The sequence below is a fragment of the Arthrobacter sp. AOP36-F1-5 genome, assembly GCF_058137995.1.
Map to the genome: position 1 here is coordinate 2,367,633 of NZ_CM176892.1, position 23,176 is coordinate 2,390,808.

21 protein-coding genes are annotated in these 23,176 nt (G+C 66.7%); 2 read left to right on the top strand and 19 right to left on the bottom strand.

Translation table 11 applies throughout. The features are described from left to right. Window positions 1-70 precede the first annotated feature (70 nt). The 12 genes from AC3ZI9_RS10860 to rimP all read right to left on the bottom strand — a co-directional run bounded on the left by AC3ZI9_RS10860 (window position 71) and on the right by rimP (window position 12,937). A complete protein-coding gene (locus AC3ZI9_RS10860) occupies window positions 71-904 on the bottom strand; it encodes a class I SAM-dependent methyltransferase (RefSeq protein WP_444561724.1) in 834 nt (277 codons plus the stop codon). Continuing rightward, the gene (locus AC3ZI9_RS10865) at window positions 885-1,844 is read right to left on the bottom strand and encodes a bifunctional riboflavin kinase/FAD synthetase (protein ID WP_444561725.1); all 960 of its coding nucleotides are present in this window, start codon (window positions 1,842-1,844) and stop codon (window positions 885-887) included. Before AC3ZI9_RS10865 ends, AC3ZI9_RS10860 begins: the two co-directional genes overlap by 20 nt. Window positions 1,845-1,931: 87 nt before the next feature. After that, window positions 1,932-2,357: a hypothetical protein gene (locus AC3ZI9_RS10870; protein WP_444554632.1), complete on the bottom strand. Its 426-nt coding sequence runs from the start codon at window positions 2,355-2,357 to the stop codon at window positions 1,932-1,934. Next, on the bottom strand, window positions 2,354-2,728 hold the full coding sequence (locus AC3ZI9_RS10875; RefSeq protein WP_444554633.1) for a hypothetical protein: 375 nt from the start codon (window positions 2,726-2,728) through the stop codon (window positions 2,354-2,356). Before AC3ZI9_RS10875 ends, AC3ZI9_RS10870 begins: the two co-directional genes overlap by 4 nt. A gap of 47 nt (window positions 2,729-2,775) precedes the next feature. Continuing rightward, a complete protein-coding gene (gene truB, locus AC3ZI9_RS10880; protein WP_444561726.1) occupies window positions 2,776-3,687 on the bottom strand; it encodes a tRNA pseudouridine(55) synthase TruB in 912 nt (303 codons plus the stop codon). Window positions 3,688-3,778: 91 nt separating this feature from the next. After that, on the bottom strand, window positions 3,779-5,653 hold the full coding sequence (locus tag AC3ZI9_RS10885; RefSeq protein ID WP_489923581.1) for an APC family permease: 1,875 nt from the start codon (window positions 5,651-5,653) through the stop codon (window positions 3,779-3,781). Window positions 5,654-5,786: 133 nt separating this feature from the next. Beyond that, window positions 5,787-7,217 (bottom strand): MFS transporter, encoded by a 1,431-nt coding sequence (locus AC3ZI9_RS10890; protein WP_444554636.1) that lies wholly within the window; start codon window positions 7,215-7,217, stop codon window positions 5,787-5,789. Between the two features lie 189 nt (window positions 7,218-7,406). Continuing rightward, window positions 7,407-7,847 (bottom strand): 30S ribosome-binding factor RbfA, encoded by a 441-nt coding sequence (rbfA, locus tag AC3ZI9_RS10895; RefSeq protein WP_444554637.1) that lies wholly within the window; start codon window positions 7,845-7,847, stop codon window positions 7,407-7,409. Window positions 7,848-7,954: 107 nt separating this feature from the next. After that, window positions 7,955-10,786: a translation initiation factor IF-2 gene (gene infB, locus AC3ZI9_RS10900; RefSeq protein WP_444561729.1), complete on the bottom strand. Its 2,832-nt coding sequence runs from the start codon at window positions 10,784-10,786 to the stop codon at window positions 7,955-7,957. A gap of 161 nt (window positions 10,787-10,947) precedes the next feature. Beyond that, a complete protein-coding gene (locus AC3ZI9_RS10905) occupies window positions 10,948-11,271 on the bottom strand; it encodes a YlxR family protein (protein ID WP_444554639.1) in 324 nt (107 codons plus the stop codon). 99 nt (window positions 11,272-11,370) lie between these two features. Next, window positions 11,371-12,369 (bottom strand): transcription termination factor NusA, encoded by a 999-nt coding sequence (nusA, locus tag AC3ZI9_RS10910; RefSeq protein WP_444554640.1) that lies wholly within the window; start codon window positions 12,367-12,369, stop codon window positions 11,371-11,373. A 1-nt stretch (window position 12,370) separates the two neighbouring features. Further along, window positions 12,371-12,937, bottom strand: coding sequence for a ribosome maturation factor RimP (rimP, locus tag AC3ZI9_RS10915; RefSeq protein WP_444554641.1), 567 nt, complete (start codon window positions 12,935-12,937; stop codon window positions 12,371-12,373). A gap of 184 nt (window positions 12,938-13,121) precedes the next feature. Between rimP and AC3ZI9_RS10920 the strand changes: the two genes are divergently transcribed. Together AC3ZI9_RS10920 and AC3ZI9_RS10925 are read left to right on the top strand one after the other, a co-directional pair. Further along, window positions 13,122-14,399, top strand: a complete 1,278-nt coding sequence (locus tag AC3ZI9_RS10920; RefSeq protein WP_444554642.1) for a hypothetical protein — start codon at window positions 13,122-13,124, stop codon at window positions 14,397-14,399. Between the two features lie 7 nt (window positions 14,400-14,406). Further along, on the top strand, window positions 14,407-15,432 hold the full coding sequence (locus tag AC3ZI9_RS10925; RefSeq protein WP_444561731.1) for an aminoglycoside phosphotransferase family protein: 1,026 nt from the start codon (window positions 14,407-14,409) through the stop codon (window positions 15,430-15,432). 23 nt (window positions 15,433-15,455) lie between these two features. Here the strand turns inward: AC3ZI9_RS10925 and AC3ZI9_RS10930 are convergent, their stop codons facing one another. The 7 genes from AC3ZI9_RS10930 to AC3ZI9_RS10960 form a co-directional block, all read right to left on the bottom strand. Continuing rightward, window positions 15,456-16,829 (bottom strand): HNH endonuclease, encoded by a 1,374-nt coding sequence (locus AC3ZI9_RS10930; RefSeq protein ID WP_489923582.1) that lies wholly within the window; start codon window positions 16,827-16,829, stop codon window positions 15,456-15,458. A gap of 91 nt (window positions 16,830-16,920) precedes the next feature. Next, on the bottom strand, window positions 16,921-17,745 hold the full coding sequence (locus AC3ZI9_RS10935; protein ID WP_444566253.1) for a sulfite exporter TauE/SafE family protein: 825 nt from the start codon (window positions 17,743-17,745) through the stop codon (window positions 16,921-16,923). 11 nt (window positions 17,746-17,756) lie between these two features. Further along, entirely contained in the window at window positions 17,757-19,556 is a 1,800-nt protein-coding gene (locus tag AC3ZI9_RS10940) for a proline--tRNA ligase (protein WP_444561734.1), read from the bottom strand. A 121-nt stretch (window positions 19,557-19,677) separates the two neighbouring features. Further along, the gene (locus AC3ZI9_RS10945) at window positions 19,678-20,496 is read right to left on the bottom strand and encodes a hypothetical protein (RefSeq protein WP_444561735.1); all 819 of its coding nucleotides are present in this window, start codon (window positions 20,494-20,496) and stop codon (window positions 19,678-19,680) included. A 104-nt stretch (window positions 20,497-20,600) separates the two neighbouring features. Next, entirely contained in the window at window positions 20,601-21,512 is a 912-nt protein-coding gene (locus tag AC3ZI9_RS10950) for a GNAT family N-acetyltransferase (protein WP_444561736.1), read from the bottom strand. A 100-nt stretch (window positions 21,513-21,612) separates the two neighbouring features. After that, window positions 21,613-22,773 (bottom strand): flavodoxin-dependent (E)-4-hydroxy-3-methylbut-2-enyl-diphosphate synthase, encoded by a 1,161-nt coding sequence (ispG, locus tag AC3ZI9_RS10955; protein ID WP_444555406.1) that lies wholly within the window; start codon window positions 22,771-22,773, stop codon window positions 21,613-21,615. An 80-nt stretch (window positions 22,774-22,853) separates the two neighbouring features. After that, complete coding sequence (locus AC3ZI9_RS10960) at window positions 22,854-23,144, bottom strand: YciI family protein (protein WP_444555395.1); 291 nt, start codon at window positions 23,142-23,144, stop codon at window positions 22,854-22,856. Between the last annotated feature and the right edge of the window lie 32 nt (window positions 23,145-23,176).

A 23,176-nucleotide genomic window follows, 5' to 3' on the forward strand; every position in this document is an offset into this window, starting at 1 on the left:
GTCTCCGGCGTGATGACACGCAACCGCGGACTGCAGCGCACACCGCCAACCAGTCTATCATCACCGGTCACTACCGACGATGGGCCCTCCAGGCGTGGGTGAAGTAGGGCAGCCCCAGCTCTTCGCCCGGCTCGTGCCCCAGATGCTCATGGAGGTACCAGTCCAGGTTCCCCTCGACCCGGGCCCGGATGGGTGCCTTCGCCCGCAGGTAGTAGCTGCGTGATTTGGCCAGTTCAATCAACAGTTCCGGGGTCACCGTCTGCTCCCAGTGCAGGCCCATCGACTCCCACCCGGTGAATTCCGGCCCGATCTCCGGAACGAACCCGGGACGGTGCACGTCACCGGCATGCATGATGCGACTGAGCCGGTGCACCCAGGGCACGGTGACGTCCAGCTGGTTCCAAACCAGCGCCAACCGGCCTCCAGGGCGCAGGATCCGGGCGGTCTCGGCGGAGGCGGCCGGAACGTCCACCCAATGCCAGGACTGCGCCGCGGTGGCCACGTCGAAGGATCCCGCCGGAAGGCAGGTCTGCTCGGCGGTGGCCAGCACGGTGGTGATCGATGAGGATTTCAGCCGCAATTGGGCGAGCATGTCCTCCGAGGGGTCCACCGCGGTCGTACGCAGTCCCCGGGCGGCCAGTTCCCTGCTGAGGATGCCGGTCCCCGCCCCCAGGTCCACTGCGTCGCGGGCCCCGGCGGGGAGCAGGAAGTCAACGACCTCCGCGGGGTAACCCGGGCGAACGGCATCATAGAGCCCTCCCCCGTGGGCGAAGGCGGCGCCGAAGGACCGGCGGCGGGAGGCTTCGATGGCCGGCCCGCCGGCAGGAAGATTGGGAAGCGGGGCGTCCGGTGCGGGCCGGGTCACCGGTTCGACGGGCTCGCGCTCAGGCGCCGGCCCGGTCATGTTCCAGGACCCCGCGGGCCAACTCGACGTCCTCGTTCATCTGCTCAATCAACGCCTCGATGCCGTGGTAGGCGACCATCGGTCGCAACCGGGCCACGAATTCGACGACGGATTGCTGGCCGTAGAGATCGAAGTCCCCGACCTCTTCATCGGGACGGTCGATGACATGGGCCTCGACCTGCCGGCTCACCCCTTCGAAGGTCGGGTTCGACCCGACGGAAATGGCGGCAGGCCACCGCATGCCCGCCTCGTCGACGAGCCAGCCGGCATAGACCCCGTCGGCGGGGATGATCCCCGAGGCGTCGGTGGACAGGTTCGCCGTCGGAAACCCGAGTTCACGCCCCCGGGCGGCCCCGTGGACGATTTCCCCGCGCATCCGGTGGGCGCGACCGAGGATCTCGTTGGCGGTGGCCACGTCCCCGTCGGTGAGGGCCTCGCGGATCCAGGTGGAGGACCAGCGGCGGGTCTCACCGACATCGTCGATGCCGATGACGTCGAATCCGTGGATCCTTCCCATCTCGACCATGGTGTCGAAGTCCCCCGCGTTCCCGCGCCCGAACCGCACGTCATGACCGACGACGACGGCGCAGGCGTGCAGCCGGTCGACGATGACATCCTGGACGAATTCCTCGGCGGTGGCCTGGGAGAAGGCCAGCGTGTAGTTCACCATCAGGACCGCGTCCAGACCGGTCTCGGCCAGTGAGTCCACCCGGTCGGCCAACCCCATGATCAGGGGCAGGTAGCTATCGGGACGGTGCACCTTCGCCGGATGCGGATCGAAACTGATGGCCACGGCGGCAGCACTGCGTTCGCCGGCCAGACGGGTCAGCGTGGACAGGACCTCGCGGTGGCCGCGGTGGACACCATCGAAGTTGCCGATGGTCACGACGGATGGCCCGAAGTCCGGGGGGACGGATTCGAGGCCTTTCCAGTAGTGCACTGTGCTCCTTGGGAATGCGGCGGTTGTTCGGTGGCCGGGCTGACGCCTTTCCATTATTCACGATCGGCCCCCTGAAGCTGAATTCGGCTAGCTGTCGGCTTCCGCTTCACGATGCCGGTTCAGCCACCACAGGCCGATCAGTGGCAGCACCAACGGGATGTATCCGTACCCCTGCCCGAAGTGCGACCAGACCGCCGGGTGGGCGAAGTCCTGCGGCAGCGCGAAGGACAGGATGCCCACCACGATGACCCCGATCAGCTCGATGAGCACCGCCAGGAAGGACACCTTCCAGCTGCCGGGCTTCTTCGAGGCCAGGGCGATGGTCGCGATGATGTAGATGATGGCGGCCACGGCACTGAGGGCATAGGCCAGGGGCGCTTCACCGAACTTCGTCAGGACCTGGTAGCCGGCGCGGGCCGTGGAGGAGATCGCGAAGATCCCGTAGACGGCGATGATGATCCGCCCCAGCCCGGCTTGGCGGCTGTTCGGGCGCTGGGTGGCTGGTGCATTCATACGAGGGTGGCTCCATCCCAAATCTGTTCCATGCGATACAACATGACGAATACGGTGAGGCCGACGGCGGCCAGGACGGCGTTGGACCAGCGGGTCTTGTCGGTGATGGCCCAGGCGAAGGCCACGACCGGGACGAACAACGCGGTGGCCACGTACCCCCAGAACTCCCAGGCTTCACCGGAGATCGTCTCCCCGCCCGCCTGGCGGACCGCCGCGGCGATGCCATAGACGATGAGGAAGACCTCCACGGCGGCCACGGAGATGATGGCGTAGTCGTCCGGGTGGTCCCGCAGGATCGTGGCGACGACGCTGAGCACGACGGAGAGCGCACAGATGATCACCCCGGCAATGAAGAATCCATCGACGATCACGGTGGGTTGCTACCTTTCGGCTGGCGGGCGGGGTCGGGTGTGCGGGCTCAGGCGGTGACGAAGACGATCTCGGGCTTCGCGGCGCCGCCCTTGTTCTTCAGCAGGGCCACGCAGGTCCCGTCCGGGGAGAAGGCGGCAGTGACGGCATCGTCCTGGGCATTGGGCCCGATCCGGCGTCCGAAGGACAGTTCGGTGGCTTCCTCGGCACTGAGTTCGCGGTTTTCGAACAGGGCCCGGGCCGCTGCATCCAGGGAAAGCATCCCGAATTCCTCGGCCAGCTGCTCCATGGTCCGGGCGCCGTCGATGCCGTAGGGGCCCACTCGGGTCCTCCGCAGTGCGGTCAGGTGTCCCCCGACGCCCAGGTCCTCGCCGAGGTCACGGGCCAGGGCCCGGATGTAGGTGCCCGAGGAGCATTCGACGGTGACGTCGACGTCCTGGATCTTGCCCCCGCGCAGGCGGCGCACCTCGTGGACCTCGAAGCGGCTGACCGTGACCGGCCGCGAGGGAAGATCCACTTCCTGACCGCTGCGCACCCTGGCATAGGAGCGTTCCCCGTTGACCTTGATGGCGCTGACGGAGGAGGGGACCTGCTCGATGTCACCGGTCAGTCCGGCCACCTCGCGGTGGATCTGTTCCTCGGTGACCGCCGCGGCGATGCGCGCCTGGAGCAGCTCGCCTTCGGCATCGTCGGTGACGGTGTTCTCGCCGAGGCGGATGGTGGCTTCGTACGTCTTGGTGGCCCCGACGATGTAGGTCAGCAGACGGGTGGCCTTATTCACCCCGACCACCAATACCCCGGTCGCCATGGGATCCAGGGTCCCGGCGTGGCCGACCTTGCGGGTCCCTGCGAGACGGCGGGTCCGGCCGACGACGTCGTGGCTCGTCCAGCCCTGGGGCTTGTCGACGATCACCAGTCCCGATCCGACGTCGTCCTGAGCTGTGCTGGCACCTTTTTTCACGCACCCTAGTATAGGCGGCCCGAAGTCCCCGTGTTCACCGCCGCCTCCGAGGGCGGTACAAGAGGCGGCTCCCCTCCCCGGGCTTTGCCGGTCAGATCCCGTCGGAGGAGACCTCTCCCCCGCGGGCGGCTGCTTCTTCGACGATCTGCTGGACTTCGCCGGTGTTGAAACCGGATCTGACGGCCCAGACATAGGTGACGATGCCCACCAGGAGTTCCACGCCCATGCCCCAGGGGAAATGCAGCACCGGTGATTCCAAGGGGCCGTAGACGCCGAGGTAGCCCACCAGCAGCGAAGCCAACAACAGCCAGATCAGCCACCAGGTCGCGTTCACGTGGCACCGCCCGGTTTTGTTGCTGAAGAACCACAGGGCCGCGCAGAAGGCGATCACCAGGACACAGAACACCGCGTAGTACACCGGGAACGGCCAGCCTCCGGGGCGCTGGGCCTGGGCCCCGCTGAGGACCCATCCGCCGGCGGTGGCCACCCAGATCCACAAGACGAAGAAGATGATGCTGATCGCAAATGCCGGGACCGCCGAGATCCACTTGCTCTTCCACGCATAGTAGGCGGTAAAGAAGGGCAGCCCGATGAATGTGGCCGTGAAGACGTTGGCCAGGGTGGAGAAGCCGCTCCAGTACAGGATCAGCACCGCGGCCAGGAAGGAGATCGGGGACCAGAACCGGTAGGCCCTCAGCCGGAAGGGCCGCTTCAGTGACCCGGCGGTCCTGCGCAGGACCGGTAGCCCCACCCCGCCCATGATGTAGGTCAGCACCGCCGCCGAACTGACGAACCCCACCAGTTGGTACCAACTCGGTGCCGGGACGAAGAACACGCATCCGACCACGGCCGAGACGACCAGGGCCACCCAGGGGATCCCGAAGCGGTTGCTCTCGGTGAACTTCTTGGGGATGTTCCGGTACACCCCGAGCCCGTATCCGGTGCGGGCGCCGGTCCCCAGATACACCCACCCGGTGGCCAACGGGGACACTGCCGCATCGATGAGCAGGAAGGTACCCAGGGCCGCCAGCGCCGCGATGTTGGCCGAGCCGAGTGCATGGAACAGCGGCCCGTCCGCCCAGCCTCCGGCCACCAACTGGTCCCATTGACCGCCCTTGAGGCCCATGCCCTTCCAGTTGATGGCCCCGATGAACGCCACTTGCAGCAGGGTGTAGATCACTGCCGGGATCGCGATGGAACCAATGGTCGCCAAAGGGACGTTGCGCTGCGGATTCCTGACCTCCCCGCCGAAGTCCAGTGCCTGCCTGAAACCCAAGAGGGAGAAGATGATGCCCGTGGTGGCGATGGCGTGGAAGATCGGGGGAACACCCAACGGGGCGAAACCGCCATAGGTGGTGAAGTTGCTGCCGTCGAGGATGAAGAAGAGGAAGATGAAGGTCAACGTCGGCAAGGCGATCTTCCAGATGGTCACCCACCGGTTGGATTCGGCCAGGAACCGGGCCCCGAAGAAGTTCAACACGAAGAAGAGGAACATCAGGACGAATCCGCTGAGGATCCCGGTGGGCCAGCTGAGCAGTTGCACCCCGTCCACGGTGGTCAGGAAATGGGTGTCGGGGAACCGTCCACCGATGTACGTCAGTGTCGCTTCGGCCTCGATCGGCGGGATGGAGACCACGGACAGCCAATAGGCCCAGCCGATGATCCAGCCGGAGAAGGCACCGTGGCTCAGGAACGTGTATCTGACGATGGCCCCGGAGCGGGGAAGCATGGCCCCGAGTTCGAGATAGGTCAGGGCGATCAGGAACACCAGGACCGAGGCGATGATCCAGGACAGGATGGCTGCCGGCCCGGCGACCCCGGCGGCCGCCAACACCCCGAAGAGCCACCCGGACCCGATTTGGGCGCTGACGCCCAGGAACAACAGTTGCGTAAAGGACAGATTTCGTTTCAGGGCCTTATCGGTCGATTCGAATGATCCGCGCTCAGTCTCGTGTGCGAGGCCCATGGTCAACACTTCCTTGTGTTTGACTTGAATCCTTGTTTATTCAGAATAAACCCCTCATAATGCGCACGAAAAGACAAGTTCACCGAAATTTTTGGAAGTCTTTTTTGTGCTCGAGGTCTCCTCGCGATCAGGCTTACATGCCGGGGAAATCCGGCCCCTCCGGGACGACTCGGTCGTGGCATGCCGCCATCGCTTCGGGTGGGACGGGCCTGCCGCTGGCGTTTTGTGCGTTGCTGATGCCCAGCGCCGAGACGACACCGGCCGCGATCATCAGCAGCGCCGCCACCAGAAGTACCCGGTGGAAGGCCGCGAAGTCCAGGACCGGACCGGCGAACCAGCCCACGGCAGCAACGGCGAGGAGACCGGCCACCCGTGACACCGCGTTGTTGATAGCCGATCCGATACCGCTCTGGGCCGGGTCGATGGCCCCAAGGACTGCCGCGGTCAGCGGGGCGACTGTCACCGCCAGGCCCAGCCCGAAGAGCACGACACCCGGCAGAATGTGCTGCCAGTAGTCCAGCGGTTCCGTTGCCGAGAGCATCAGCAGGAAGCCGGCAGCTCCGATCACGGGTCCCACGGACATGAATAGCCTGGGCCCGTATCGACCAGCAAAGGTCCCGAAGAGTGCGGAGAGTGCCAAGGACATCAAGGTCAACGGGATGGTGGCCATACCCGCTGAAAATGCGGTGAACCCTGCCGTCTCCTGCAAGAAGATCGGGATGATGAACGTCCCCAGCGTGATCCCCGCGTAGAACGCCGCGGTGGCCAGGTTTCCGATGCCGAAGTTCCGCTCCCGAAACAAGTGAAGGGGCATCATCGGGTGCCGTGCCGTTTTCTGCCTCCACATGTAGGCGCCCAGACAGGCCAATCCCCCAGCAAGCGGCAGGGAAACCAACGGAGCTGCCCACCCCCGCCCGTCCTGGAAGATCAAGGCAAAGACCGTTCCCCCCAGCCCCAGAGCCGCCAGCAACGCGCCGAGAACATCGATCGGCGTCCGCGCCGAGGGTTTCGCCGGCTCGTGGAGCTTGAGTAGTAGGACCAGGGTGACGGCGATCGGGAGCACGTTGATGGCGAAAACCAGCCGCCATGAAACAGCATCCACCAACAGTCCGCCCAACAGGGGCCCTGCGACGAAAGCGGTCCCCGTCCAGGCCGTCCATTGTCCGATGGCCCGCGCCCTGGGTTCTTCAGCGAAAGTGGAAGTGATCAGCGCCAACGAGCTGGGTACCAGCAGTGCGGCCGCAGCTCCCTGAAGTAGACGTGCGGTCAACAGGACGCCGGTGCTGGGGGCCACGGCACAGAGGAGTGACGCAGCGCCGAAGAAGATGAGTGCGAAGCGGAGCATCCGCACCCGCCCGAAGATATCGGATAAACTGCCCGCCACCATGATCAACGAACCCAGGGTGAGCAGATAGCCGTCGAGCACCCACTGCTGGGTGGTGATTCCCCCGCCCAGTTCACTGGCGATCGCCGGGAGGGCGACATTGACGATGGAGCCGTCGAGAAAGGCCACGAACGAGGCAAGAATTGCCACCCACAACACGGAACGTTCTGACCCGCTCATGGTTTCAGTCCCCTCCGCTGGATACTGCTGAACCGAAGATAGGACCGTGCCCCGGGGAAGTCAATGCCCGCTTCAAGGTGCCTGGAGGTGCTAATTGACCTGCCGGTATCGGCCCCGAAAAGCGACGGCGGCCGTCGTGCAGGTGATCTCCTGCACGGCAGCCGCCGTCGATGGTGAAAGACGCGGGACCTAGACTTCTGTCTCGTCGTCCTCGTCGTCATGCTTATAGGGATCGGCGTCCCCGGCGTGCGTCGCCTCGGAAGCCAGCGCGGCCACCTCGGCGTCACGCTCCTTGGCCTCACGCAGCAATTCCTCCAGGTTGGAGGCGTTCACTGGGATTTCGTCGGCGACGAATTCCAGGGTCGGGGTCAACCGGACGGTCAGGTTGCGCCCGACCTCCTTGCGCAGGATCCCCTTGGCCTTGGCCAGCCCTGCGGCGGCTGCGGCCTTTTCTGCGTCCTCGCCGAGGACTGTGTAGTAGACGGTCGCGTTCTGCAGGTCGTTGGTGACACGGGTGTCGGTGATCGTCACGTTTTCAACGCGGGGATCCTTCACCACCTTGCCGAGCGACTGCGCGACCAGGACCTTGATGCGTTGCGCGAGCCGTGCCGCGCGAGCCGGATCGGCCATGATGCCCTCCTGGGGATACCTTGTGCTGGTTCTTGCTGCTGTGTGGAAAAGAAGACGCCGGGCGCCCGCCCGTCAGGCGAGCGTCCGGCGTCGTACTGCCTTGGCGTCTAGACGCGCGGCTTCTCGCGCATCTCGAAGGTCTCGATGATGTCGCCTTCCTTGATGTCGTTGAAGGAGCCCAATCCGATACCACATTCGAAGTCCGTGCGGACCTCGGTGGCGTCGTCCTTGAAGCGCTTCAGCGAATCCACCGTCAGCTTGTCCCCGATGACCTTGCCATCGCGGGTGACACGCGCCTTGCTGTTGCGTCGGATCGTCCCGCTGCGGACGATCGAGCCGGCGATGTTGCCGAACTTGGAGGAACGGAAGACCTCGCGGACCTCCGCCGTACCCAGCTGGGCTTCCTCGTACTCCGGCTTCAGCATGCCCTTCAAGGCCAGCTCGATGTCATCGATGGCCGCGTAGATGACCGAGTAGAAGCGCATGTCAACGCCTTCCTTATCGGCCAGATCGGAAACGCGCTCGGCAGGCTTGACGTTGAAGCCGATGATGATCGCGTTGTCCACGGTTGCCAGGTTGACGTCGTTCTGCGTGATGGCACCGACGCCGCGGTGGATGACGCGCAACTGCACGCCTTCGCCCACGTCGATCTTGAGCAGTGAATCCTCGAGGGCTTCCACGGCACCGGACACGTCACCCTTGAGGATGAGGTTGAGGGTGTCGATCTTGCCATCGGCAACGGCCTGGTCGAAGTCCTCCAGGGTGATGCGCTTGCGACGCTTCGCCAGCTGGGCGTTGCGGTCGGCCGCCTCACGCTTCTCGGCGATCTGACGGGCGGTCCGCTCATCCGAGGTGACCAGGAACGTGTCGCCGGCCCGGGGGACGGTCGACAGACCCAGCACCTGGACCGGACGCGACGGGGTCGCCGTTTCCAGGTTCTCGCCATTCTCGTTGAACATGGCACGGACGCGTCCGTGGGCCTGACCGGCGACGATCGTGTCGCCGACCTTCAGCGTGCCGGACTGCACCAGCACGGTGGCCACTGCACCACGACCCTTATCGAGGTTGGCCTCGATGGCGATGCCGCGAGCATCCTTATTCGGGTTGGCGCGCATGTCCAGTGCGGCGTCCGCGGTCAGCAGCACCGCCTCGAGCAGTTCCTCGATGCCCAGGTTCTTCAGCGCCGAGACCTCGACGAACATGGTGTCGCCACCGTATTCCTCGGGTACGACGCCGTATTCGGCGAGCTGGCCCTTGACCTTGTCGGGGTTCGCCGCGTCCTTATCGATCTTGTTCACTGCCACGACGATCGGCACGTCGGCCGACTGGGCGTGGTTGAGCGCCTCAACGGTCTGCGGCATGACGCCGTCGTCCGCGGCGACCACGAGCACGGCGATGTCGGTGACCTTCGCACCACGGGCACGCATGGCCGTGAAGGCCTCGTGACCGGGGGTATCGATGAACGTGACGGCACGTTCGTTGCCCTCGTGTTCGTGGCTGATCTGGTAGGCACCGATGTGCTGGGTGATGCCGCCGGCTTCGCCCTCGATAACGTTGGACTTGCGCAGCGCATCGAGCAGTCGGGTCTTGCCGTGGTCGACGTGACCCATGACGGTGACCACCGGGGGCCGTGCCATGAGGTCCTCGTCGCCTTCGTCCTCGAGCTCCTGATCCAGGTCGATGGAGAAGGATTCGAGCAGCTCGCGCTCCTCGTCCTCCGGGGAAACGATCTGGACTTTATAGCCCAGCTCGTCGCCCAGGACGTCGAAGGTCCCCTCATCCAGCGACTGGGTGGCCGTGGCCATCTCGCCGAGGTGGAACAGCACCGTGACCAGTGCCGCCGGGTTGGCTTCGATCTTGTCGGCGAAGTCGGTGATGGAGGCACCACGACGCAGGCGCACGATGGTCTCGCCGTTGCCACGGGGAATGCTCACGCCGCCCAGCGACGGTGCACTCATCTGCTCCAGTTCCTGGCGCTTCGCCCGCTTCGACTTGCGCTGCTTGCCGCGACCGGCGCCTCCCTTGCCGAAGGCACCCTGGGTGCCACCGCGACCGCGGCCACCACCCTTGCCGCCGAAGCCGCCACCGGGACGGCCGGGGCCGCCTGCGCGTCCTGGAGCGCCGGGACGGCCTCCACCGGCCGGGGCCGGACGCTCGGTGCGGTTGGGCATCATGCCCGGGGTCGGGCGGGGCCCACCCGGACGAGTGCTCGGGGCACCGGCACCGGGGCGCGGGGCTCCCGGACGAGGCGCACCCGGACGAGGACCACCGGCACCGGCCGGCGGACGCGGTCCACCCTGGCCTGCCGGGGATCCGGTCCGCATGCCCTGCTGGGACGCGAACGGGTTGTTCCCCGGACGCGGCCCACCGGGACGCGGGGCGCCCGATCGTGCACCGGGACGCGGCCCGCCGGGACCGGAGTCCTTGCCGCGCATCCCCTGCTGGGATGAGAACGGGTTGTTGCCGGGGCGCGGGGCACCGGGCTTGGCGGTCGTCGGACGCGGTGCGGCCGGCTTCGCCGCCGAGGAATCCTCGGCAGCCGGCGCTTCGGCAGCCGCCGGCTTCTCTGCCACGGGCTCCGGAGTCGCCGGGGCAGCGGGTGCTGCCGGGGTCACGCCGGGCTTCGGGGCCGGACGGGCGCCGGGACGCGGGGCGTTGGACGCAGGGCTTGCCGGAGCAGCAGGGGCCGCAGGGGCCGCAGGGGCCTCCTTGGCCGGAGCCGCCGGGGTGGCCGGCTTGGCTGCTTCCGGTGCCTTGGCAGCCGGCTTCGCCGGTGCCTCGGACTGGGGGAATGCGCTCCGTAGTTTCTTGACTACGGGCGCTTCAATGGTCGACGAAGCGGAACGGACGAATTCGCCCAGTTCCTGCAGTTTTGCCACTGCATCCTTCGAAGTGATGCCGAGCTCTTTGGCGAGCTCGTGTACGCGGACCTTGGCCACATTTCTCCTGTCTCGGTCCGCCCCTGCACTCACTTCTTACCGGGTGCGAACCGTCTGTTTCGGGCTTGGTCGGTAGCCGCCCAGAGGCAGCATGCCGATCGTTGCGCATAACTGATTGGTCATCGTTAGGCGCTCATCGCTTGACACTCATCGGGTTTCCATCAGATTTCTGACCCGCTTTCACGTTTGACGGTTGATTCGGTGCTACCACCCGGCGGGGGCGCACCCAGTGCGGCCAATGCAATTTCCACTTGCGAGTCGTCCACGGGGGCCCTGAAGGCCCTGCGGAACGCCCGCCGCTTCACGGCACGGGCTGCACATACCGGTGCGGGGTGCAACCAGGCACCCCTACCGGACTTGCATCGACTGGGGTCGGGAACGACCAATGAGCCTGTTCCTTCGACCACCCAACGCAACAACTGATCCTGATCCGTCGATTCCCGACACCCGACACACGTACGCTGCGGCTGATGCTGCGAGCTCACGCGAGGGAGTCAACTCCTGGGTTGGGGTCGGCGGACCTGAACGGACCACTGACTAGTCTACCGCTTTTCCCACCGCCCATGGGGCATCGGTGCCGACGGTCACTCGGGACGAACCGCCTCGACACGCCCGTTCGGGTTGGCATCGGAGGAAATATCGATCCGCCAGCCGGTGAGCTTGGCCGCCAGACGGGCGTTCTGCCCTTCCTTGCCGATGGCCAGCGACAACTGGTAGTCCGGAACGACCACATGGGCCTGGCGGATGGCCTCATCGACGATGGTGACCGACTTGACCTTCGACGGGGAGAGGGCATTGGCGATGAACCGGGCCGGATCCTCGTTGTAGTCCACAAGGTCGATCTTCTCGTCGTAGAGCTCGTTCATGACCGCACGCACACGCGAGCCCATCTCGCCGATGCAAGCACCCTTGGCGTTGATTCCGGGCTTCGTGGGGCGCACGGCGATCTTGGTCCGGTGCCCCGCTTCGCGGGCCAGGGAGACGATCTCGACGGTTCCGTCCGCGATTTCCGGGACCTCGAGCTCGAAGAGCCGGCGCACCAGGTTGGGGTGCGAACGCGACAGGGTGATGGCGGGGCCCTTCAGGCCCTTGCGCACGTCGGTGACGTAGGCCCTGATGCGCGCACCATGGATATATTTTTCGCCCGGCACCTGTTCCGGTGGTGGCAGGAGGGCCTCGATGGTTCCCAGGTTGACCTGGATCATGATCGGGTTGTTGCCCTGCTGGATCTGGCCGGAGATCAGTTCGCCTTCCTTGCCCTTGAACTGTCCCAGGATGTTGTCGTCCTCCACGTCGCGCAGACGCTGGAGGATGATTTGCCGGGCCGTGCTGGCGGCGATGCGGCCGAAGCCTTCAGGGGTGTCGTCGAATTCGGCGAGTTCGTTGCCGTCCTCGTCGGTGTCGGTGGCCCAGATCGTGACTCGGCCGCTCTTCTGGTCCAGTTCGGCCCGGGCGCGATCAATGGCTCCCGGGGACTTGTGATAGGCCATGACCAACGCCTGCTCGATGGTCGGGATGATCAGGTGCAGTGGAATCTCGCGTTCCGATTCCAGGAGTCGCAGTGCGCTCATATCAATATCCATGTCAGGCCTCCTGCGCCTCGTCGATTTCCGGTACTTCGTCGTCCAGGGGCCCTGGAGTGGTGAACTCGACGTCCACGGTGCCTCGACGGATGTCGCCATAGGCGATCACACGGGGCTCGCCCTGCTTGGGTTTCATGCCCTTCTTCACCGGGACGTCGGGGACGACGGTCACGGTCTCGTCGTCGGCTTCCATCAACCGTCCGGTGATGTTGTCTTCGCCGATCAGGTTGATCTTGACCAGACGACCGATGTTCCGGCGCCAGTGGCGCGGCAACGTCAGCGGACGGCCGATTCCGGGCGAGGAGACCTCGAGTTCATAGGCCGGCCCCGGCTCGGCGGGCGCCTGGTCCATGGCCGTTGATACGGCTTGGGAGACCTCGGCCAGTGTGTCGAGATCGACGCTTCCGGTTCCTTCGAACAGATCCACGATGACGTTCACCGTGCGGTGGTCGGCACTGGAGCGGACCTCGACCTCTTCAAGGAGGAGGTTGTGGGCGGAAACGGTGGGTTCCAGATACTCCTTGAGCCGCTGCCCTTCGGACGGGGTTCCTGCCGGCTGTTCGGACATGACTTCCTCCCACATATTCGATGTTGTGCGTACAAGAGTATCGACAATTTCGCGGCTCCGCCGACGTCGCACCCCGTGGCAGGGCCCGCCGGGCGGTTCACTGGTCCGTCCCCTCGGAAGATCGAGCCCGCCACGGGTGGCATCGAGCCCCTGGTTCAGCGGGGCCCATGGGATGATCGTGTCGATGGTTACACGCTCCCCCTCCCCCCGTGGTCCCCGCCGTTCACCACGGCGCGGGTTCTCCGCAGTGGCCAGGTTCCTGCTGCGCACCTTGGGCCTGCTGCTGGTGGCTGCCATCGTGATCGGTATCGGCACGACGGTCGAAAGCCGTTGGGGCCCGGATTCCCGGGGCGGTGGGCAACAGATGAGCCCACAGGAAAAGGCTTCCCGGACCATGCTCGCCCTGGCAGGAACCGCTGAGGAACTGGCCACCGGAACCTCCGGGCAGGACGCGGGAAGTGCCTCCCCATCCGCCTCGGCTCCTGCCTCGCCCCCGTCGGAGAAGGCCCCGACGGTCGACAAGGCGTCGGCCACCGAGCTGGAACGGATCTCCACCATGTTGCGTCGGCATGTGGAACTTCTCACACCGGGGCTGGCTGCCCACGTACAGCAGGAGGCCGACCAGAGCGCGTCGGCACCTGCCTCACCAAGCGCCAAAACCACGGATCCGGCGACTCCTTCCGCTACTGCGGCATCCACCACCACCTCCGTCACCGAAGTGGCCGTGGAACTGGCCGATACGGCCAACTGGCTGCTGGAGGCCGCCACCGACGCCGCTTCCAGTGAGGTCCCGGCAGTTCTGGGTTCGGGCATCGAACAACGCCTGGCCGCCCAGCGGCTGGCAGGAAAGATCCCCGGGGACGGTGCCTCGAAGAAATTGCCGAAGTTCGTGATCCCCGAGGCAACTCATGCCTGGCAAGATGCCGAGAGCCACCAGTTGCCCGAGGGCTCCTGCGCGGCCGAGCCAACGGATGGCGCCACCGGTAGTCCGGCGGCACCGGGGACGAATGCCGGTTCCTCGGTTTCTGCCACCCCTCTTCCGGCGAGCAGTACCGAGGGTATCTCCGCGCAGGACCAGGCTTCGGCCGGCGCCCTGGAGCAGGCCTCCGATGCTGCTTTCCGGCTTGCGTATGGATACCAGATGGCCGCCGTCAAACAGCCCGGGGATTCGACCCGGAAGGGCTGGGAGCTCTCGGAGGCCTCCGCCGAGCTGGGTCACCGGCTGGAGGATCTGCTGCCTGCCGGATGCACCCCCGTCCGGGAACCGGCCTACCAGCTCCCCCGGGATTTCTCGTCGAAGCCCATCGCGTCGGTCGCCGAGGCGGAGGGCCAGTTGGCGGGCCTGCTTCGTGATGCCGCTGCGGCCTCCGAACAGCCGGTCCGTCCGGCGCTGATCGCGGAAACCTGGCTGTCGGCCGAGCGTTCATTCACCTTGGCGAACACCATTCCCGACCTCACCTGAGGAAGTCATGGACACCGATCGTGCCCGCGATGCCTTTCGCGCTCAGTTCCAGGATCTTCCGGCACCGCTCCGCCACCAGGCGTTGCGGTCGTCGGCGGGAAGGCCCTGGCTGGACACCCTGTGTGAACGCGTCCTGGCCCGATGCGGGAGCTGGCATCTGGTCCCGGATCCTTCAGCGCCGCATCCATTCCTTGCCGGTCACGCGGGGCTCGTGGTTCCCGTCATCGACGCAGCGGGAGCCCGCCTGGCGCTCAAATGCCAGATCCCCGATCCCGTCCTGGCCACCGAGGCCACGGCACTGAATTGGTGGTCCGGGCAAGGCGCGGTCACGTTGTTCGCGGAAGAGGACGGGTTCCTGCTGTTGGAACGTCTGGACCCGGATCACGATCTGGGCTCCATGGCCCTGCCGGAGGCCGTCGAGATCTGGGGGCAGTTGATGTCCCGGCTGAGCCTGCCGGCCCGGGAGCTTACGCCGACGACGGCGGGCGCTGGGATGGTGGAGAGAACCGATGCCCTCGCCGAACGCTGGAACGATGAGCTTCCCGCCCGGTGGGCCGAGCTTCCGCCGGTGCTCCCCCGGCGTCTGCTTGAGGCCGCACTGGAACTCTGCCAGGTTCGCGGTGCCGTCGGCCGACGTGACGACCGGGACTTCCTGGTGCACTCCGAGCTGCACTACTTCAGCGCGCTCCGGCGGCCGCCCACCGGGGAATTCGTGGCCATCAACCCCCACCCAGTGATCGGCGACCGGGAATTCGGCGTCCTGCCGATGCTCGAGAATCGTTTGGCCGACCTGCCCTCCCGAAACTCCGGCCCCGCCTTGCGACTTCGTCTCCGCCATCTCAGTGAAGCGGCCGGACTCGACGAGGAATCGGCGGTGGGATGGGCGGTGGCCCGGGCGGTGGAGGACGTCCTGACCCATGCCGAGGAAGGCCTCTTCGACGAGGCCGAAAGATCCCTCTGGGTGGCGACGGCGCTCAGCGGCGGGGATGTCTCCTCCTTACCGGACGTCCACCGGCTCAACCCCCTGAACTGATTCCCTTTGCTGGCCGGTGGGTCTCAGCTGGTGTCTCCGGGCAGCGGTGGTGCCTGGGACCGGTAGTAGTGGTGGCCGGTCGGGGTGGTGACCACCGTGGTATGCCGGGCCCCGGTCACGGTTTCGGTCCTCCACCCGGGGGCTTCCTTGCTGTAATTGCACTCAGCACACAGGCCCGCGGAATTCGCTGCGGTGGTCCTGCCCCCGGCAGCCCACCCCAGCACGTGGTCGTGATGACGGACCGGGGCATCACACCACGGGCTACGGCAACACTGGTCGCGGGTCTCGATGAAACGAGCCAACCCCGCAGGAAAGATCCGCGCACGCGAGTCCATCGCGACCAGCTCCCCGGTCTCCGGGGCCGTATACAGCCGCCGGATCCACGCCAACTGCTGTGGGGCGGGAAGATCATCAGCCCCGCCGGTACCGGAGCCTGGGGCACGGGAATCTGCGGTACGGGGCCCGGGGGTACGAAGGCCACCGGCCCGGCGGATCAGATCCCTAGCCACTTGGGCCGGGATGACCCCGTACCCGGGAAGGAACGCCGGTTCGCCATCACCCTGGAATAACGTCCGGTCGGTCATGACCAACTGGATCGCCACCGGCACCGCAGCCGCGCTGGCCCGACCGGTCAGACGCTCGACCAGGGTGTCGGCCATGATCTGCCCGCGGGAGCGGCCATCACCGATACCCACCAACCGGTCAGCTTCCATCGTGAGGGCCTTGAGCACCGAAACGCCCTGGGCCACCGGCAACAACCCGGACAAGATCGACATGGTGTCAGGGGCAGGTCGCAGGGAGACCCTGCGGTCCTTCACCGCCCGGCGGGCCCGGTCCACCACCGCCGACGGTGAGGCCGCGTAGGCCAATTTCCTGGCCCGGGCCACCAAGGCCCGGGTCCCGACGCCTTCGAGCACTGAAGGGTCGGCCAACAGTTGTTCAGCGACCTGACGGCGTTGCTCCGCGTCCAGGCAGGCGGTTTCCTGCACCAGCAGGGTGGCCCGCCATTCACTGAGTCGGCCGGTGGCCAGAGCGTGGTGGGCATGGGGCATCTCGTTCACCACGGCCTGGGCCATCCCCACCAGCCGGTGCCCGGCATGCGGGGATTCGGACCGGGCCAACGCGACCTGGGTGTGGACCCCGGCCCCGGCCTTCTCCGCCGGGAGGCCTCCGGCCAGGTGGCGGGTGCGCACGGCCGCGTCCAGGGCCACCGCTGCCCGGGCCTGGAGGCCGGACAGGGCGTTCTTCGCTGCTTCGGCGGTGGCCAGGACGTCGATGAGGCCGGCCTCGTCCAGGCCGGCGGTGTCCATGGTGGGCAACAGGTCCAATAACGAGGTCAGCACCCCGGGGGCAGGTCCTGCCGTCGGGGTGTTCGGGGTCCTCGGTGATTCGAACATGTCTTCGATTCTATCGAAGGCACCCCACGGAAAGCCCGGGAAACCAACCCTGTGAGGGGCCCGTGGATCACCCAAGAAACCCCCTGCCGAACTACTGCCGGTGCAGGATGTTCTCCTGGACGACGTCGTACCCCAACCTCAGGATCAGCACCGTCACGACCACGAGGAAGACGATGCGGATGAACCTGCTGCCCTTGCTCACGGCCATCCGCGCCCCCAGATAGCCGCCCACCATGTTGGCCAGCCCCAACACGAGCCCCAGCCCCCAGAGCAGGTGCCCGGTGGGCAGGAAGAAGGCCAGCGCCCCCAGGTTGGTGGCCATGTTCACGATCTTGGCCTTGGCGCTGGAGGCCAGGAAGTTGTATCCGAGGAAGACGACCATCGCGATGATCAGGAATGATCCGGTCCCGGGGCCGATGAGCCCGTCGTAGAACCCGATGACCAGGCCGATGACCGCCGCCACCGCATAGTGCCGGCGACCGGTATGGCGCAGGGTCGTCAGCTCCCCGACCGTGGGTCTGACGGCGGTGAAGATCGCCACGGCGACCAACGCGGCGACGATGATCGGCTTGAAGACCGCCGCGGGCAACAGGGTGGCCACGATCGCGCCGCCGAAGCTGCCGATCAGGGCGATGCCGGCCATCGGCAATGCGGTCTTCAGGTCGGGGTTGGCCCGGCGGTAGTAGGTGATGGCACTGGTCGTCGTGCCGAACACCGAGCCGAGCTTATTGGTGGCCAGCGCTTGGACGGGCGTGATGCCGGGGACCAGCAACAAGGCCGGCAACTGGAGCAGTCCCCCGCCACCGACGACGGCATCGATCCAGCCGGCAGCCAGACCCGCGACGAGCACCAGCAACACGGTGCCCAGCTGGAGGTCCACCAGCCCGGAGCCCTCCAGCAGGGACGCCCAGTCCACCGGGTGACCGCCTAGCCGCGAACGGCGTCGACGAGGTGGCCCACCACATCGGCCACCGGGATGTTCTCGGCGGTCCCGGAGGCCCGGTCCTTGACTTCCACCAGACCTTCAGCCAGGCCACGGCCCACGACGGCGATGGTGGGGACCCCGACCAGTTCGGCATCACCGAACTTCACCCCGGCGGAGACCTTCGGGCGGTCGTCGAAGATGACCTCGATGCCCTGGGCGTCGAGCGCTGCGGCGATGCGTTCGGCTTCGGCGAAGAGCTCGGCGCCCTTGCCGGTCACCATGAGGTGTACGTCGGCGGGGGCGACGTTGCGCGGCCACATCAGCCCACGGTCGTCGTGGTTGGTTTCGGCCAACGCGGCCACGGCTCGCGTGACCCCGACCCCGTAGGAGCCCATCGTGACCGTGACGAGCTTGCCGTTCTGGTCCAGGACCTTCAGTTCCAGTGATTCGGCGTATTTGCGGCCCAGCTGGAAGATATGACCCATTTCGATGCCTCGTGCGGTGCGCAGCGGCCCGGAGCCATCGGGGGCGGGGTCGCCCTCGCGGACCTCCACGCATTCGATGGTGCCGTCCCAACCGAAGTCGCGACCGGCGACCAGGCCGAAGACGTGGCGTCCGGGTTCGTTGGCACCGGTGATCCAGGAGGTACCGGAAACGACGCGCGGGTCCACCAGGTAGAGGACCCCGCTGGCCGCCTCGGTGCCCAGCACCGCATGATCGAGTCCGTTGCCGGGACCCATGTAGCCCTTGACCAGCGACGGGTTCTTCTTCAGGTCGTCCTCGGTGGCTGCCTCGATCTCCACTTCGCCGCCGATCTCCAGGTGGCCGGCGATATTGGCCTCGACGCGCTTGAGGTCCACCGCCCGGTCCCCCGGCAGGCCGATGACGACCAGCCGGCGCTCCCCGGTGGGCATTTTCGCGGCGATGACGACGTTCTTGAGCGTATCCGCTGCGGTCCACTCGCCGGCGTCCCGGGGGGCCACCTCGTTGGCGACGGCCACCAGCGTGTCGATGGTCGGGGTGTCGGGGGTGTCCTTGACCTGGCACGCCGGCAGCGTGGAGTAGTCGATGTCTTCGGGCACGACGGTGGTCACGGCCTCCACGTTGGCCGCATAGCCGCCGGCCGAACGCACGAACGTGTCTTCCCCGACCGGGGTCGGGTGCAGGAACTCCTCGGATTTGGAACCACCCATGGCCCCGGCAGTGGCTTTCACCGGCAGGATCTCCAGGCCCAGGCGGGAGAAGATCTTCAGGTAGGCCTCGCGGTGCTTGGCGTAGGCGGTGTCCAGACCGGCGTCGTCGATGTCGAAGGAGTAGGAGTCCTTCATGATGAATTCGCGGCCGCGGAGCAGGCCGGCGCGGGGGCGGGCCTCGTCCCGGTACTTGTTCTGGATCTGGTAGAGGTAGACCGGCAGGTCCTTATAGGAGTTGTAGAGGTCCTTCACCAGGAGCGTGAACATCTCCTCGTGGGTCGGTGCCAGCAGGTAGTCGGCGCCCTTGCGGTCCTGGAGCCGGAAGAGGGCGTCGCCGTATTCGGTCCAGCGGCCGGTGGCCTCGTAGGGTTCGCGCGGCAGCAGGGCCGGGAAGTGGACTTCCTGGCCGCCGATGGCGTTCATTTCCTCACGGACGATCGCCTCGACCTTCGCCAGGACGCGCAGGCCCAACGGGAGCCAGCTGTAGATGCCGGGGGCGGCGCGGCGGATGTAGCCGGCCCGCACCAGCAGCTTATGGCTGGCGACCTCGGCGTCAACCGGGTCTTCGCGCAGGGTGCGCAGGAACATGGTGGAAAGTCGCAGGACCACGCTTGCTGTCCGTTTCCGCGGGCTGGGCCGCTGGTCGTGTGGGTTGATGTCCAGGTCGGGACGCTTCCAATTTACCCGCTGCCCGACGAAGGGCCGAACAGCCTAGGGCCCGCGGGCCGCGTCATTGCGTTCGCAATGCTTCCAGCGCCTCATCGAGCTGCTCGGCCACATCCTCGGGAACGATGTCTTCCTCCTGCTCGTCGCGCGTGGTGGCCGAGACCACCACGGCTCCATCGCTGCCGGAAACGGTGTAGCTGGCCACCCCCTGTTCCCCGGCGGCGACATCCATCCGGTAGCCCACGGTGGCTTCGGCATCCGTCGTCGTCTTCTCCCGGTCCACCGTGGCGGTCCCGTCGGTGTCGCCCAGATGCAGGTCGAAGGTCCCGCAGCGGCTGACCAGATCCGTGGTGCGGGAGACGGCGGCGGCGGCGGCTTCGGGATCGGGGTAGGAGGCCAGCGATACGTAGCTTTCCCGGTTGACCGTATCCCCGGGGATGGTCACCGAGGTGATGACCGCCCCGGCGGGCAACGTGGCTTCCTGGTTGTCCATGAACGGCGCACATTGGGCGGGGGTGATGTCCATGTCATCGAGCAGGGCCTGCCCGGTTTCGGTCTGTCCGGCGATCTCCTTGGCCGTCCGGACCCGGGCCCCGGGATGGTTTTCGGCCAGTTCATGGGCCGCGTCGGCCAATTCATCGGCGGTGAAGGACGGCAGCGGGCCCGTCAGCGGGGGCAGGGCACTGCTGCTCGCGGGAGCTTCGCTGCTGCTCGGGGACGCGGCAGCGGAGGACGACGACGGCGCCGGGTCCGCTGACCCGCTGCCGCCGGCCTCGGACGGTCCCCCCGGATCGCCGCCGGTGCAGGCGCTCAGGACCAATGGCAGGGCCAGAAGCACTGCGGCGGTCCTGCCACCTCTGGCTGCAGACGATGCCCCGTCCATGGGTCCCCCGTTTCGCAGGCCGGAACCGGCCCCGTGGGTGCCGGATGTTCTCCCCCACCCTAGCGAACGTGGAGCCCGCGAGGCAGGACCGCAGCACTGCGGATTCAGAACAGGACCGTGGCGAATTCCCCGACCTGTTCGAATCCGGCGCGGCGGTAGGTGGCCAGGGCCGGGAGGTTGTAGTCGTTCACGTACAGGCTCGTGACCGGAGACAGGGCCAGTGCCGATCCCGCCACCGCGGCCATGGCCGGCCCGGAGATGCCTTCTCCGCGGTGTTCCGGGGCGACCCAGACCCCCTGGATCTGGGTGGCGTGCGGGGAAACGGTCCCGAGTTCGGCCTTGAAGCGGATGCCGCCATCCGCCGGGCGGTCCACGAAGGAATGTCCCTGGCGGATCAGCGAACGAACCCTGGAACGGTAGAAGGGGGCGCCGGCACCCAAGGGCGAGTACCCCAGTTCCTCTTCGAACATGGCGGCACAGGCCGGCAGGACGGCGTCGAAATCGGCCATCGTCGATCTCCGGACGGCGGTGGATGGAAGGATCCGCGGCTGCCGGTCCAAGACCATCAAGGGTTGGGAGGGCCGGACATCGAAGGCGCGTTGCGGGGATTCGGGCCGCAGCGAGTCCCAGAGCGGCAGCACGGCAGAGGCCGGACCGAACATGGAGGAGACCTGGCGTTCCATGCCCAGGACCGCGGTGGCGAAGGCCAGTGCGTCGTCGGGCCCGGCCTGGATGGGGACCAGGTTCGCGCCGACCCAGAGTGCAGCGCTCAGTTCACCGGCGTCGTAGCGTCCCAGCACCAGGGACCCCGTCGGGGTCGGTGCCGCGGAACCGGTGGCCGCCAGTTGGGCGTCCATGAAGATGTTGGACACCGGGTCCCGGGCGACGAGGCCCCGCAGGGCGGCGGTATCCTCGTCGGCCAGGACGCGGACGGTGTCCCCGAAGGGTTCGCCACCGCTGTAGCGCAGCTTCGCCGGAGGGAACCATGGGAGTGCACGGGAGAGGATCCTGGACATTCCTTCCCCTTCCCGGCGCCTGCGGTGGCGGCTTATGCCAAAGTCTTGCAGACTCCGGCCCGTGGCGGAACCAGATGACACCGCATGGTGTTGCTTTGGATCAGGAGACCGAAACACTCGGGACGCCACCGGTGGCATCCCCCGCGGCTTCCATTTCCTCTACGATGCGTCCGGCTTCTTCGATGAGGGTCTCCACGATCTGGTCCTCGGGGACGGTCTTGATGACTTCCCCCTTGACGAAGATCTGTCCCTTGCCGTTGCCGGAGGCGACGCCGAGATCGGCTTCGCGGGCTTCGCCGGGTCCGTTGACGACGCACCCCATGACGGCCACGCGCAGCGGGAACTCCATGCCCTCGAGCCCGGCCGTGACCTCGTCGGCCAGCTTGTACACATCGACCTGGGCCCGGCCGCAGGAGGGGCAGGAAACGATTTCGAGCTTGCGGGGACGCAGGTTCAGCGACTGCAGGATCTGGTCCCCGACCTTGATCTCCTCGACCGGCGGGGCGGAGAGGGAGACCCGGATGGTGTCGCCGATGCCCTGGGAGAGCAGTGCGCCGAAGGCCGTCGCGGACTTGATGGTGCCCTGGAAGGCCGGACCGGCTTCGGTCACGCCCAGGTGCAGGGGCCAGTCGCCCTGTTCGGCCAGCAGCTCGTAGGCGCGGACCATGACGACCGGGTCGTTGTGCTTGACGGAGATCTTGAAGTCGTGGAAGTCGTGTTCCTCGAACAGGGACGCCTCCCAGACCGCTGATTCGACGAGCGCCTCGGGGGTGGCCTTGCCGTACTTCTTCATCAGGCTCGGGTGCAGGGAGCCGGCGTTGACGCCGATGCGGATCGAGGTGCCGTGGTCCTTGGCCGCCTGGGCGATCTCCTTGACCTGGTCGTCGAATTTGCGGATGTTCCCCGGGTTCACGCGCACTGCCGCGCAGCCGGCTTCGATCGCCGCGTAGACGTACTTCGGCTGGAAGTGGATGTCCGCGATGACGGGAATCTGTGACTTCCTGGCGATGATCGGCAGGGCCTCGGCATCATCGGGCGACGGGCAGGCCACCCGGACGATATCGCAGCCCGAGGCCGTGAGTTCGGCGATCTGCTGCAACGTGGCGTTGATGTCGGTGGTCGGCGTGGTGGTCATCGACTGCACGCTGATCGGGGATTCCGAACCAACACCGACGGCCCCGACCTTGATCTGTCGGGTTTTCCGTCGCGGGGCCAGAACCGGTGGTGGGGCGGCTGGCATTCCAAGGCTGACCGAGGTCAAATTATCCTCCGGGTTTTCAGGGGTGTTCATCCAGGCCCCATTATCCCCCTTCCGAGGGGAAAATGGGGCCCGATAGTGGATCAGACGTGGTGAGAGAGCTCACCGGTCACGGGGCTCCATTCGGTCAGGCGCAGTGCCGCGACCAGGGAGTTGGCGTTGAACGGGTCTTCGCCGAGCTTCGCGGCGAGGGCCTCCTCGGAGGGTGCCTTGATCAGCAACAGGGCCCCCGAGCCATCCACGTAGGGGCCGGAAGCCACGAGGGAGAACCCGTCGGTCAGGGTCCCCAGGAAGGCACGGTGCGCGGGGCGGTGTTCGTCCCGGGCGGCTTCGGAATCAGCTGCGTATACGTATTCCACGGCAAAAATCGTCATGGGCACCAGTGTACGTTCCCCGCGACAGGCCG